The sequence below is a fragment of the Bradyrhizobium zhengyangense genome, from assembly GCF_022012555.1.
Taxonomy (GTDB): domain Bacteria; phylum Pseudomonadota; class Alphaproteobacteria; order Rhizobiales; family Xanthobacteraceae; genus Bradyrhizobium; species Bradyrhizobium zhengyangense.
Genome location: NZ_JAKLTZ010000001.1, coordinates 1040685 through 1054159 on the forward strand (window position 1 = coordinate 1040685; position 13475 = coordinate 1054159).

At 65.1% G+C, this 13475-nt stretch carries 10 protein-coding genes; 9 read left to right on the forward strand and 1 reads right to left on the reverse strand.

Annotated elements, in window-relative coordinates:
- Nucleotides 1-94: 94 nt before the first annotated feature.
- The 6 genes from L6639_RS04880 (at nt 95) to L6639_RS04905 (ending at nt 7437) form a co-directional block, all read left to right on the forward strand.
- Nucleotides 95-298 carry a hypothetical protein gene (locus L6639_RS04880; protein WP_237859271.1) on the forward strand — a complete coding sequence of 68 codons (204 nt, stop codon included), beginning with the start codon at nt 95-97 and terminating at the stop codon, nt 296-298.
- A gap of 60 nt (nt 299-358) precedes the next feature.
- Complete coding sequence (locus L6639_RS04885) at nt 359-1021, forward strand: hypothetical protein (RefSeq protein WP_237859272.1); 663 nt, start codon at nt 359-361, stop codon at nt 1019-1021.
- Between the two features lie 320 nt (nt 1022-1341).
- Complete coding sequence (locus tag L6639_RS04890) at nt 1342-2337, forward strand: NAD(P)H-dependent flavin oxidoreductase (RefSeq protein WP_237859273.1); 996 nt, start codon at nt 1342-1344, stop codon at nt 2335-2337.
- Between the two features lie 25 nt (nt 2338-2362).
- Nucleotides 2363-3331 carry a quinone oxidoreductase family protein gene (locus L6639_RS04895; protein WP_237859275.1) on the forward strand — a complete coding sequence of 323 codons (969 nt, stop codon included), beginning with the start codon at nt 2363-2365 and terminating at the stop codon, nt 3329-3331.
- Between the two features lie 177 nt (nt 3332-3508).
- Nucleotides 3509-4882 carry a cation-efflux pump gene (locus tag L6639_RS04900; RefSeq protein WP_237859276.1) on the forward strand — a complete coding sequence of 458 codons (1374 nt, stop codon included), beginning with the start codon at nt 3509-3511 and terminating at the stop codon, nt 4880-4882.
- 224 nt (nt 4883-5106) lie between these two features.
- Complete coding sequence (locus L6639_RS04905) at nt 5107-7437, forward strand: PAS domain-containing sensor histidine kinase (RefSeq protein ID WP_237859277.1); 2331 nt, start codon at nt 5107-5109, stop codon at nt 7435-7437.
- A gap of 3 nt (nt 7438-7440) precedes the next feature.
- Here the strand turns inward: L6639_RS04905 and L6639_RS04910 are convergent, their stop codons facing one another.
- On the reverse strand, nt 7441-8334 hold the full coding sequence (locus L6639_RS04910) for a LysR family transcriptional regulator (protein ID WP_237859278.1): 894 nt from the start codon (nt 8332-8334) through the stop codon (nt 7441-7443).
- A gap of 224 nt (nt 8335-8558) precedes the next feature.
- Between L6639_RS04910 and L6639_RS04915 the strand changes: the two genes are divergently transcribed.
- The 3 genes from L6639_RS04915 to fdhF are packed head-to-tail and all read left to right on the forward strand — an operon-like array spanning nt 8559 to nt 13472.
- The gene (locus tag L6639_RS04915) at nt 8559-9035 is read left to right on the forward strand and encodes a formate dehydrogenase subunit gamma (protein WP_237859279.1); all 477 of its coding nucleotides are present in this window, start codon (nt 8559-8561) and stop codon (nt 9033-9035) included.
- Nucleotides 9032-10588 (forward strand): formate dehydrogenase beta subunit, encoded by a 1557-nt coding sequence (locus L6639_RS04920; RefSeq protein WP_237859280.1) that lies wholly within the window; start codon nt 9032-9034, stop codon nt 10586-10588. Before L6639_RS04915 ends, L6639_RS04920 begins: the two co-directional genes overlap by 4 nt.
- 10 nt (nt 10589-10598) lie before the next feature.
- Complete coding sequence (fdhF, locus tag L6639_RS04925; RefSeq protein WP_237859281.1) at nt 10599-13472, forward strand: formate dehydrogenase subunit alpha; 2874 nt, start codon at nt 10599-10601, stop codon at nt 13470-13472.
- Nucleotides 13473-13475: the final 3 nt, after the last annotated feature.

The window sequence follows — 13475 nt, forward strand, 5'->3', positions numbered from 1 at the left end:
TGATGTGCCGCAACTTGGTCGCATTCGGCCGCCCATGTGGAAGGCGTGTCTGGGGGCACGGCTCGGCCGTGTTTGGACCAAACCTGCTAGGGGTATGACTGTGAAGAAGATTGTATTTGTTCTGGGTGCGACGCTTGCTCTGGTGACGGCTGCAAGCGCTGCGGACCTGCCGCGCCGCCAGCCCGTGCCGGTCTATCCGGCCGAGCAGGCCCCGATCGGCAAGATGCCCATCGGCAAGGGCCCTGTTGGCAAGGCCCCGATCGGCAAGGCGCCGGGCCCGGTTGCTGCGCGCTACTGAGGCGCCCAGCGAACCACGCGCAAGATTTGCGTAAGCGGCCGACAGTCGAAGGGGCGTTGCGTGACCAACAAACGTGATCGATCGGGATCCTGCATCCTTGCGGGCCTCGCGCTTGCGACCATGATCGCATGCATGATGCCGCAGGCTTCGGCCCAAGAAGCGAAACACGAATCGAACAAGCGCATGGCCGATGCCAGTGCGCTTGTCTCGACCGACACCGCATCGCGCTCCACAGCGCAAGCGACGCGGCGCTCGGTCACGCGGGCGGAGAAAGGCCCCTATTACGTCGACTTCCGCGCGCGGACGGCGGCGAGCTGGGGCCATGCCTTCGTGTGGTACGGCAAGACCAGCGAGCGCGCCGTCGAGGTCGCAGGCCTGACGCCGGCCGGTGACACCTGGTCCTACGTGCTCGGCTATTTCACCTGGGTGCCATCAGAGACCGGCGCGAGTTACGGCGATCTCGACCCTGACTATCTGACCGCGAGCTATCGCGTCTACCTGAACGAAGCCGACGCCAAGCGCGTGTTCGCCCACATCGAGAAGCTGAAGGCAAGCTCGCCGGTCTGGAATGCCGAGACCACCAATTGCACCGGCTTCATCGGCGACATCGCGGAGTACATGGGCCTCAAGGTCCCCAACCGCTGGCAGCGCCCGGAAAACTTCGTTAACGCCCTCAAGGAAATGAACGGCGGTCGCCAGCTGGTGCGGCTGTCAGCGGAGTAGCTGTTCGCTCCATACCTCCATACTCGGTGTCATTGCCCGCGAAAGCGGGCAATCCAGTATCCAGAGGCCGCGAGGCTAGAAGCGAGAAGCCGCAGCGTACTGGATACCCCGCTTTCGCGGGGTATGACGACCGTGTGCGAGGAAAGAGCTCGCACCAAAAGGCACCGGATCTCCAATTGTCTGCCCTGCGGAATCACCCTCATCGCCTGCATGCCGCCCCGCCCTCACCGCACGCCCCGCAATAGACATTTCCCCACCCCGGCGGCATCCTCTGTCATCAACCGATAACAGAGCCTGCGGGCCACCCAGGGGGAAACGTCATGCTGCAAACACGGTTCACAAAACTCGTCGGCGTCGAGCACCCGATCGTCCAGGGCGGCATGCAATGGGTTGGCCGCGCCGAGCTGGTCGCCGCCGTCGCGAATGCCGGCGCGCTCGGCTTCATCACCGCGCTGACCCAGCCGACGCCGGAGGATCTGACCAAGGAGATCGCGCGCTGCCGCGACCTCACCGACAAGCCGTTTGGCGTCAACCTCACCATCCTGCCGGCGATCAAGCCGCCGCCCTATGCCGAATACCGCGCCGCCATCATTGAGGCCGGCATCAAGGTGGTCGAAACCGCCGGGAATAAGCCGCAGGAGCATGTCGACGAATTCAAGAAGCACAGCGTCAAGGTCGTGCACAAATGCACCAGCGTGCGCCACGCCCTCTCGGCCGAGCGCATGGGCGCCGATGCCATCTCGATCGACGGCTTCGAATGCGCCGGCCATCCCGGCGAGGACGACACCCCCGGCCTGATCCTGATCCCGGCCGCCGCCAACAAGGTCAAGATCCCGATGATCGCCTCCGGCGGCTTTGCCGATGCCCGCGGCCTCGTCGCCGCGCTCGCGCTGGGCGCCGAGGGCATCAACATGGGCACCCGCTTCATGGCGACCAAGGAGAGCCCGATCCACCAGCTCATCAAGGAAAAGATCGTCGCCAATGACGAGCGCGAGACCGAGCTGATCTTCCGCACCATGCGCAACACCTCGCGCGTCGCCAAGAACGAGATCTCGACCAAGGTCGTCGCGATGGAAAAGGAAGGCGCCAAGTTCGAGGATATCCGCGAGCTCGTTGCGGGAGCCCGCGGCAAGATGGTCTATGCGACAGGCAATTCAGACGAAGGCATCTGGTCGGCCGGCCAGGTGCAAGGCCTGATCCAGGACATCCCGAGCTGCGGCGAGCTGATCTCCCGCATCGTGCGCGAAGCAGAGGCGATCATTCGCGGCCGGCTCGAAGGGATGATCGTTCAGCCGCAGCGCGAAGCGGCGGAATAGTCACTGCAAGAAGCGAGAGCAATTCATGAAGGCTTATGTCTACGGTGCTGAAGGCGCTCGGATTTCCGACGTCGCTCAACCAACGCCTAAGGGCACGCAGGTCCTCGTCAGGGTCCGTGCCTGTGGTCTCAACCGCGCCGACACCGGCATGCGCAAGGGTCACGCCCACGGCGCGGCCGGCGGCGCCGGCACCGTGCTCGGCATGGAATGGGCTGGCGAAGTGGCCGAGCTTGGACCTGATGCGAAGGGCTTACAGGTCGGCGACCGCATCATGGGTTCGGGCGGCGCGGCATTCGCGGAGTACACGCTCGCCGACCACGGCCGGCTGTTCCGCGCGCCCTCGAACATGAATTTCGAGGAAGCCGCCACGCTGCCCGTCGCGCTCGCCACGATGCACAATGCCGTCGTTACCGTGGGCGGGGTGCAGCCGGGGCAGGCCGTGCTGATCCAGGGCGCCAGCTCCGGCGTCGGGCTGATGGCGATGCAAATTGCAAAGCTCAAGGGCGCAAAGCTCGTGATCGGCTCCTCGACCGATCCCTATCGCCGCGGCCGGCTGAAGGACTACGGCGCCGACCTCTCGGTCGATTCCTCCGATGCCAACTGGGTCGAGGAGGTGCTGAAGGCGACTGGCGGCGAAGGCGTCGATCTCATCGTCGACCAGGTCTCGGGCAAGGTCGCCAACCAGAACTTAGCTGCAACGAAGATCCTGGGCCGCATCGTCAATGTCGGCCGGCTCGGCGGCACCCATGCCGACTTCAACTTCGACCTCCATGCCGCCCGCCGTATCTCCTATATCGGCGTCACCTTCCGCACCCGCAGCATCGAGGAGGTCCGCACGATCTTCGAGGAGGTCAGGAAGGACATCTGGGGCGCAGTGGAATCGCGAAAGCTCCAGCTGCCGATCGACAAGGTGTACGCCTTCGACGACATCGACAAGGCGTTCGAGCACATGGAGGCCAACAAGCATCTGGGGAAGATCGTGGTGACCGTGTAGGATCATGTCATTCCCGGGCGATGCGAAGCATCGAACCCGGAATCTCGAAATTCCGGGTTTGCCTGCGGCGTCCCGGAATGACGGGACTTCAGGGCGCATTCGCTCCTGCAACTCACTCGCGACTACGTCTGTGGATCGTCGCTTGATGTTCGCGAATGCCCTGCTAAATCCTGCGCCATGAGCGGACAACATGACAAGACATCGGTCGCGGCCATCTCGATCCTCGCCAGCGGCGGCATGGCGGCGGCCAAGTTCGTGGTCGGCATTGCGATCGGATCGCTGGCGCTGATTTCCGAGGCACTGCACTCCTCGATCGACCTGGTCGCGACCATCATCACCTGGGCGGTGGTGCGGGTGTCGGACAAGCCGGCCGACGACGAGCATCATTACGGCCACGGCAAGCTCGAGAGCATCTCCGCGCTTGGCGTGACCGCGCTGCTCTATGTGCTGGCCGGCGGCATCCTGGTCGAATCTTACAGCCGGCTGCGCGAGGGAACTCCGCCGCCGACGATCTCGGCCGTGCCGTTCGTGGTGCTGGTGATCGACATCCTCGTCAACCTCTGGCGCGCCCGCGCCCTGCACCGCGCCGCGCGAGAGACGAGGAGCGAGGCCCTGGCTGCGGATGCGCTGCACTTTGCGTCCGACGTGATGGGCTCGTGCGCCGTCATCGTCGGCCTCGTTCTCGCGGCCTTCGGCTTCTGGTGGGGTGACGCGGCCGCCGCCGCGGCCGTGGCGGTGATGATCGCCCTGCTCGGCCTGCGGATGGCAAGCTCAACGGTGCACACGCTGGTCGACCGCGCCCCGGAAGGGGCACAGGAAAAGGCCACCGCCGCGATTCGCAGCGTGCCCGGCGTGATCGACGTCGACCGGTTGCGCGTGCGCATGGTCGGGGCGACCACCTTCATCGACAGCATCGTCAAGGTACCCAGGACCTACCCGATCGACCGCGTCGAGGAGATCAAGCGCAACGCAGAGGCCGCCGTCAGCAAGGCGTTCGACGATGCCGACCTCACCTTCACTGCGGTGCCGGTCGCGCGCGACAACGAGACCGTGCGCGATCGCATCATGGTGATCGCACATAATTCAGGCCTCGCCATCCACCACGTCACGGTGCACGATCTCGGAGCCAAGCTGATCGTCAGCATCGACCTCGAGGTTGACGCCGGCATGCAGCTCGAGGCCGCCCACGACATCGCCAACACGCTGGAACGCAGCATCCAGGAGGAGTTCGGCGCTGACGTCGAAGTCGACGTCCATATCGAGCCGCTGGAACCGGAACTGCCGTTCGGCGTCGATGCCGTGACGGAGCGGGTGCAGACCATCGCCGCCGCGCTGACCGAATATGCCGCCGGCGGCGAGATCCACGACATCCATAATGTGCGTGTCCGCAACACCGACGCCGGCGAGATCGTCAACTTCCACTGCCGCGCCACGCCGTCGATGAGCGTGATCAAGGTGCACGAGCATGTCGATGCGATCGAGCGCCGCTTGCGCCGTGCGTTCCCGAGCGTGAAGCGCGTCATCAGCCACGCCGAGCCGCCGCGCGCGTGAGGCGGAACGCGAGGAGTCACACGTTCTCGTTTCGGACTCCCGATGCACGTGAGTTTGCGGAGTAGAACGCGCGCAAACTCTGCATTGGATAAGAATTATTTCGCGTTAACCTTTCGTTGACTCTCGACAGCCTGCGCAAACTGGATTCAAATCGCTGTGATTCGAAAGCGTTGTGGGGCTGCTTTCGAACTTAGTTGCAGACAGGTTTTCAGGGGGCCGAAGGCATGGCGCGTGCAGACGCCGCGAACGCGTGCGTCCAATCCGATTCGATCAAGGGATTGGCGCAATCGATCGCGAAACCTGCCTATCATCGGCTCCTGATCGCGGAGCCGGCGCTACGTCGCGCCGTGCCGACGCTCATCATCGCTTTCCTCATCACGATCTGCCTCGGCGCGTTCGTTCAGGTCGTCGACCAGACGCGCCAGAAGCGCTTGGTGATCCAGAACGACATCTCGATGCTCGCCGAACTGCTCGCCGAGCGGATCGACCGCGCCGCCTCTGTCCGCGCAGAGCGGCTGAAGACCATCGAGAACCTGCCGACGCTGCTGCCCGACATGATCCCGACGAAGTCCAGGCTCTCGGGCCGCCATGTCGTCGTCACCTCGGCCGGCGTCAACGGCCGCATCCTCGCCCGCATTCCGATCGACAGCGATCCAGCCGGCAACGACCGCCTGCTCGATGCGATCACCACCGCACAGCTGCTCGCGGCGCCGCCGCGCGACAACAACGTCGTGGACATGACACTGCCCGATGGCAATGCGGCGCTGGCGACCTCGCGGCCGATCAAGTCGCTGCCGGGTCTCGTCACGGTGATCCAGGAGCGCAACGAGCCGATCTGGGGTTCGGACGCGGCGCTGTCGGTGACGCTGTCGGCGACGACAGGCTTCGTCGTCCTGATCCTCGGCTTCGCATTCCACTGGCAGTCGACCCGCGCCAGGGAAGGCGACCTGATCAACGACGCGGTGCGCGGCCGCATCGACACCGCGCTCAACCGCGGCCGCTGCGGCCTGTGGGACTGGGACCTGTCGCGCGGCCGGATCTTCTGGTCGCAATCGATGTTCTCGATGCTCGGCCTCGACGGCCGCAACGAGCTGCTCACCTTCGGCGAGGTCAACGCGCTGGTGAAGTCCGACGACATCGACCTGTTCGCGATCGCCGACCAGCTGATCTCCGGGAAGATCGACCACATCGACCAGACCTTCCGCATGCAGCATGTCGACGGCCACTGGATCTGGCTCCGCGTCCGCTGCGAGCGGACCCGCGGCGCCAGCGATGCCGGCATGCACCTGATCGGCATCGCAGTCGACATCACCGAGCAGAAGAGCCTCGCCGAGCGCACCGTGGAAGCCGACCTTCGGCTGCGCGATGCGATCGAGACCATTCCGGAAGCCTTCGTGCTGTGGGACGCCAGCGACCGCCTCGTGCTCTGCAATTCGCACTTCCAGCGCCTGCACAAGCTGCCTGACACCGCGGTGATCCCCGGCACCTCCTACGAGACCGTGCTGGAAGTCGGCCGCATGCCCGAGGTCCGCACCCGCCACAACGAGAACTCGAGCCAGGGTCCGGGCGCCCGCACCTTCGAGGCCCAGCTCGACGACGGCAGCTGGCTGCATATCAGCGAGCGCCGCACCAAGGACGGCGGCTACGTCTCTGTCGGCACCGACATCACCCGCATCAAGGAGCACGAGCAGAAGCTCGTCGACAACGATCTGCGCCTGCGCGCCACCGTCATCGACCTCAAGCGCTCGCAGGCGGCGCTGGAGCGCCAGACCATCGAGCTTGCCGACCTCGCCGAGAAGTACCAGCGCGAAAAGACCCGCGCCGAGGAAGCCAACCAGACCAAGTCGAAGTTCCTCGCCAATATGAGCCACGAGCTGCGCACGCCGCTCAATGCCATCATCGGCTTCTCCGAGATCATGGGCTCGGGCATGTTCGGCGAGCTCGGCAGCGAGAAGTATCAGGAATACTGCCACGACATCCTGACCAGCGGTCACTACCTGCTCGAGGTCATCAACGACATCCTCGACATGTCCAAGATCGAGGCCGGCCGCATGAAGCTCGACATGGAAGAGCTCGACCTGTCGCGGACGCTGGCCGAATCCTTACGCGTCGTCGCCGGCCGGGCCCAGGACAAGAACCTCACGCTGGATGCGGACATCGAGAAATCGATCGCCGTCGTCGCCGACCGCCGGGCCACCAAGCAGATCGTCGTCAACCTGCTCTCCAACGCCGTGAAGTTCACGCCCGACGGCGGCCGCATCGTGGTGCGCAGCCGGCAGCTCGAGGACAGGATCGTGCTAATGATCGCCGACACCGGCATCGGCATCGCGCCGCACTCGCTGGCGCGGCTCGGCCGTCCGTTCGAGCAGGTCGAGAGCCAGCTCACCAAGACCTATCACGGCTCCGGCCTCGGGCTCGCAATCGCCCGCTCGCTGGCACAGCTCCATGGCGGCTCGATGAAGCTGCGCTCCAGGCTGGAAGTCGGCACCGTCGTCCGCGTGACGCTACCGCGCGACGCCATCAAGGCGGCGTCCGGGATATCGGCGGCGGCCTGAATCTTACGATTGCAACGTCGGCGCCACTTCGCGGGCGATATTGACCAGTGCTGCAATCAGCGGCGTCATCGGATCACGCTGCGGGATCACCAGGCCAATGCTGTAATTGACCTCGGGGTCGACGATCGGGATGGTGCGGACCTTGTCGGACAGGCCGAGCGTCTCGGCGAGCTTGGCCGGCATCACGCTCGCCCACCGCCCGGTCTTGACGTGGGTGAACAGCACCAGCAGCGAGTTCGAGGTCAGCGTCGGCGTCGCCTCGGCGCCGACCGAGCGCAGCGCACGGTCGATGATGCGGCGGTTCTGCATATCAGGCGTCAGCAGGCACAGCGGCACCTGCCCGACCTCGGTCCAGGTCACCGTCTCGCGGTCCCCGAACATCCCGTCGGGCGCGGTGAGCAGGCGATAGCTCTCGTTGTAGAGCGGAATGGTGCGCACCTTGCCGATCGGCTCGTTCTCGATATAGGTCAGCCCCGCATCGACCTCGAGATTTTCGAGAAGTCCCAGCACCTCCGATGAGGTCGTCGAGCGGATGCTGAAACGCACCTCGGGATGCCGCGCACGGAACGGCGTCGTCAGCGACGCAACCATGCCGAGCGCCGTCGGGATCGCCGCGATGCGGATCTCGCCGGAGAGCTTATGCTTCAGTCCGTTGATCTCGTCGCGCATGGCGCGGGCATCGCCGACGATGCGCCGCGCCCAGTCGAGCGCCCGCTCGCCCTCGGGGGTGAAACCCTGGAAACGGGAGCCGCGCTGGACCAGCATCACGCCGAGGATCTCCTCGAGCTGCTTCAGCCCGGTCGACATGGTCGGCTGGGTGACGCCGCAGGCTTCTGCCGCCCGTCCAAAATGCCGCTCTTTGGCCAGCGCCAGCAGCAGTTCAAGCTTGTCGATCAACCGTCCGTCCTCTCGAATTCCATCGTGGCATGCAAGCTATCACGCCGGGCCTGCGCCAACACGCAAAAACCGGCACTCGATACAAGTTTCATTACGCGATCGTATCGATCGATTGCACTTTCCAATCGATCTGAATTCGCAATCGCAGCATGAGACAGCTTTATTGATCTTCGAATGATTCCAAATAGTTTGCGCGAAAGGGACGCTCAATCTGAGAACGAAGAATGACAGCGGTTTTTGAACCTTGGGACGAGACGCGCGGCGCGGAGATCATCGCCGAACATGCCAGCCAGGAAGGCGCGACGCTGGTGATTCTGCACGCTCTCCAGGAAGCATTCGGCTTCGTGCCGGAGGCCGCGATTCCCATGGTGGCGCAGGCGCTGAACCTGTCGCGCGCCGAGGTCCATGGCGTCTTTACGTTCTATCATGACTTCCGCCACAAGCCGGCCGGCCGCCACGTGCTGAAGCTGTGCCGCGCCGAGGCCTGCCAGGCCGCCGGCGGCGATGCGCTGGCCGCGCGCGCTGAATCGAAGCTCGGCGTTTCGCTTGGCAACACCACAGCGGATGATCGGGTCACGCTGGAGCCGATCTACTGCCTCGGCCTGTGCTCGACCGCGCCGTCGGCGATGCTCGACGGTCGCCTCGTCGGCCGGCTCGACGAGAAGCGCCTCGATGCGCTGGTTGCGGAGGCGCAGCGATGAACATGAAGATTTTCGTTCCCCGGGATGCGACGGCCGTTGCAGTCGGTGCCGATGAAGTCGTCACAGCGCTCGAACAGATCGCGCAGCAGCGTGGCTTGTCGATCGAGATCATCAGGACCGGCTCGCGCGGATTGCATTGGCTGGAGCCGATGATCGAGGTGGCGACGCCTGGGGGCCGCGTTGCCTACGGCCCCGTCGGCACCGAGGACGTCGCCTCCGTGCTTGAATCCATGGCGAACAATGGTCCGCACGCCCTGCGGCTCGGCATCGCCGACAAAATCCCCTGGCTGAAGCGCCAGACCCGCCTCACCTTCGCCCGCTGCGGCGTGATCGATCCGCGCTCGCTCGACGACTACCGCGCCCATGGCGGCTACAAAGGTTTTGAGCGCGCGCTGTCGCTCGGCCCGGACGCGATCCTCAACGAAGTGACGGCGTCGGGCCTGCGCGGCCGCGGCGGCGCAGGCTTCCCGACCGGCATCAAATGGAAGACGGTGGCGCAGGCCAAGGCCGACCGCAAATTCATCGTCTGCAATGCCGACGAAGGCGATAGCGGGACCTTTGCCGATCGCATGATCATGGAAGGCGATCCCTTCCTGGTCATCGAGGGCATGACCACCGCCGGCATCACCGTCGGCGCCACCAAAGGCTACATCTACATCCGCAGCGAATATCCGCATGCGGTCGAGGCGATGAATGCCGCGATCAAGGCAGCGCGGCGTGGCGGCTATCTCGGCGACAAGATCGGCGGTTCGACCTATAGCTTTGACATGGAAGTGCGCGTCGGCGCCGGCGCTTACGTTTGCGGCGAGGAGACCTCGCTGCTGGAGAGCCTCGAAGGCCGTCGTGGCCTGGTGCGCGCAAAACCGCCGCTGCCGGCGCATTACGGCCTGTTCGGCAAACCGACCGTCATCAACAACGTGCTGTCGTTTGCGGCCATCCCCTTCATCCTCGCCGAAGGCGCCAAGGCCTATGCCGATTTCGGCATGGGGCGCTCGCGGGGCACGATGCCGATCCAGCTCGCGGGCAACATCCGCCACGGCGGCTTGTTCGAGACGGCGTTCGGCGTGACGCTGGGCGAGCTCGTCGACGACATCGGCGGCGGCACGTTCACGGGACGCCCGGTGCGCGCGGTGCAGGTCGGTGGCCCGCTCGGTGCCTATTTCCCCCGCGCCCTGTTCGACACGCCGTTCGACTACGAGGCCTTCGCGGCGCGCGACGGCCTGATCGGCCATGGCGGCATCGTCGTGTTCGACGACAGCGTCGACATGCGCAAGCAGGCACGTTTCGCCATGGAATTCTGCGCCGTCGAATCCTGCGGCAAGTGCACGCCCTGCCGGATCGGCTCGACCCGCGGCGTCGAGACCATCGAGAAGATCATCAACGGCGAACGCGTGGCTGAAAACCTCGCGCTGGTCGGAGACCTCTGCAACACCATGAAATTCGGCTCGCTCTGCGCACTCGGCGGCTTCACGCCCTACCCCGTGCTCAGCGCATTGAAGCACTTCCGGGAAGATTTTATCCCGGCCCCGACCACGCTTCAGGCCGCGGAATAGGAGAACGACAATGTCTCTGATCGAAGAAATCGACTTCGGCACGCCGCGTTCCAAATCGACCACGATGGTCACGCTGACCATCGACGGCAACGAGGTCACGGTGCCCGAGGGCACCTCGATCATGCGCGCCGCGATGGATGCTGGCCACCAGATCCCGAAACTCTGCGCGACCGACATGGTCGACGCGTTCGGCTCCTGCCGGCTTTGCGTCGTCGAGATCGAGGGCCGCGCCGGCACGCCGGCCTCCTGCACCACGCCCGTGCTGAACGGCCTCGTCGTCCACACCCAGAGCGAACGGCTGAAGAGGCTGCGCAAGGGCGTGATGGAGCTCTACATCTCCGACCATCCGCTCGACTGCCTCACCTGCGGCGCCAATGGCGATTGCGAATTGCAGGACATGGCCGGCGCGGTGGGCTTGCGCGAAGTACGCTACGGCTATGAGGGCGAGAACCACGTCTTCGCCAAGACCCATGGCGAGGTCAATCCCGCCTGGATGCCGAAGGACGAGTCCAACCCCTACTTCACCTACGATCCCTCGAAGTGCATCGTCTGCTCGCGCTGCGTCCGCGCCTGCGAAGAGGTGCAGGGCACCTTCGCACTGACCATTTCTGGCCGCGGCTTCGACAGCCGCGTCTCGCCCGGCATGAGCGAGAGCTTTCTTGGTTCCGAATGCGTGTCCTGCGGCGCCTGCGTGCAAGCCTGCCCGACCGCAACGCTGACGGAAAAATCCGTGATCGAGATCGGCCAGCCCGAGCACTCCGTCGTCACCACCTGCGCCTATTGCGGCGTCGGCTGCGCCTTCAAGGCGGAGATGCGCGGCGAGGAAGTGGTGCGCATGGTGCCGTACAAGGACGGCAAGGCCAATCGCGGCCATTCCTGCGTCAAGGGCCGCTTCGCCTGGGGCTATACCAACCACAAGGAACGCATTCTCAAGCCGATGATCCGCGAGCGGATCGAGGATCCCTGGAAGGAGGTGTCCTGGGACGAGGCGTTCTCGTTTGCCGCCGCCAAGATGCGCGGCATCCAGACGAAGTACGGGCGCGATGCCATCGGCGGCATCACCTCCTCCCGCTGCACCAATGAAGAAACCTATCTGGTGCAGAAGCTGATCCGCGCCGGCTTCGGCAACAACAACGTCGACACCTGCGCCCGCGTCTGCCACTCGCCGACCGGCTATGGCCTGTCCCAGACCTTCGGCACCTCGGCCGGCACACAGGACTTCGACTCGGTCGAGGACACCGACGTTGCCGTCATCATCGGCGCCAATCCGGCCTCGGCTCACCCCGTGTTCGCCTCCCGCCTGAAGAAGCGGCTGCGCCAAGGCGCAAAGCTGATCGTGATCGATCCTCGCCGCACCGAGATGGTGGAATCGCCGCATGTGAAGGCGCTGCATCTGCCGCTGATGCCCGGCACCAACGTCGCCGTCGTGACGGCGCTGGCACATGTCATCGTCACCGAGGGGCTGGTCAACGAAGCCTTCGTGCGGGAGCGCTGCGACTGGAGCGAATTCGAGGAATGGGCCGCCTTCGTGGCCCAGCCCAGGCACAGCCCGGAAGCGACCGCGATCCTGACCGGCGTCGATCCGAACGTGCTGCGCGAAGCCGCCCGCATCTACGCCACCGGCGGCAACGGTGCGATCTATTACGGCCTCGGCGTCACCGAGCACAGCCAGGGCTCGACCACCGTGATCGCGATTGCGAACCTCGCGATGGCGACCGGCAATATCGGCCGTCCCGGCGTCGGCGTGAACCCGCTGCGCGGCCAGAACAACGTGCAGGGCTCCTGCGACATGGGCTCGTTCCCGCACGAGCTGCCCGGCTATCGTCATATCTCGGGCGATGCCGTGCGCGACCAGTTCGAGGCGCTCTGGAACGTCAAGCTCAACCCGGAGCCGGGCCTGCGCATTCCCAACATGTTCGATGCTGCTATCGAAGGCACGTTCATGGGCCTCTATGTGCAAGGCGAGGACATTCTCCAGTCCGATCCCAACACCAAGCACGTCGTGGCGGCGCTGTCGGCGATGCAGTGCGTCATCGTCCACGACCTCTTCCTGAACGAGACCGCGAACTACGCTCACGTCTTCCTGCCCGGCTCGAGCTTCCTCGAGAAGGACGGCACCTTCACAAACGCCGAGCGCCGCATCCAGCGCGTGCGCAAGGTGATGACGCCGAAGAACGGCATGGCCGACTGGGAGGTTACCATCGGCCTCGCCAAGGCGATGGGCTTCGAGATGAACTACAGCCATCCCTCCGAGATCATGGACGAGATCGCGGCGCTGACGCCGACCTTCACCGGTGTCTCCTACGCCAAGCTCGACGAACTCGGCTCGGTGCAGTGGCCCTGCAACGAGAAGGCGCCGGAAGGCACGCCAGTGATGCATATCGACGGCTTCGTCCGCGGCAAGGGCAAGTTCATCGTCACCGAATATGTCGCAACCGACGAGCGCACCGGCCCCCGCTTCCCGCTGCTGCTCACCACGGGCCGCATCCTCAGCCAGTACAATGTCGGCGCGCAGACAAGGCGCACCGAGAACGTGGTCTGGCATGGCGAGGACCGGCTCGAGATCCATCCGCACGACGCCGAGCTCCGCGGCGTGCGCGACGGCGACTGGGTGCGTCTGACGAGCCGGGCCGGCGAGACCACGCTGCGCGCTGAAATCACCGACCGCGTCTCGCCTGGCGTCGTCTACACCACCTTCCACCACCCGGACACGCAGGCCAACGTCATCACCACAGACTATTCGGACTGGGCCACCAACTGCCCGGAATACAAGGTCACGGCGGTGCAGATCTCGCCCTCGAACGGGCCGTCCGATTGGCAGAAGAGCTACGACGAGCAGGCCCGGCACTCCCGCCGCATCGCGCCCGCTGAGGCCGCGGAGTAACCG

Coding starts and splice junctions, on each gene's coding strand:
- L6639_RS04900 (WP_237859276.1), top strand. CDS start 3,509: ATGAGCGGACAACATGACAAGACATCGGTCGCGGCCATCTCGATCCTC.
- L6639_RS04905 (WP_237859277.1), top strand. CDS start 5,107: ATGGCGCGTGCAGACGCCGCGAACGCGTGCGTCCAATCCGATTCGATC.
- L6639_RS04920 (WP_237859280.1), top strand. CDS start 9,032: ATGAACATGAAGATTTTCGTTCCCCGGGATGCGACGGCCGTTGCAGTC.
- L6639_RS04915 (WP_237859279.1), top strand. CDS start 8,559: ATGACAGCGGTTTTTGAACCTTGGGACGAGACGCGCGGCGCGGAGATC.
- fdhF (WP_237859281.1), top strand. CDS start 10,599: ATGTCTCTGATCGAAGAAATCGACTTCGGCACGCCGCGTTCCAAATCG.
- L6639_RS04890 (WP_237859273.1), top strand. CDS start 1,342: ATGCTGCAAACACGGTTCACAAAACTCGTCGGCGTCGAGCACCCGATC.
- L6639_RS04880 (WP_237859271.1), top strand. CDS start 95: ATGACTGTGAAGAAGATTGTATTTGTTCTGGGTGCGACGCTTGCTCTG.
- L6639_RS04895 (WP_237859275.1), top strand. CDS start 2,363: ATGAAGGCTTATGTCTACGGTGCTGAAGGCGCTCGGATTTCCGACGTC.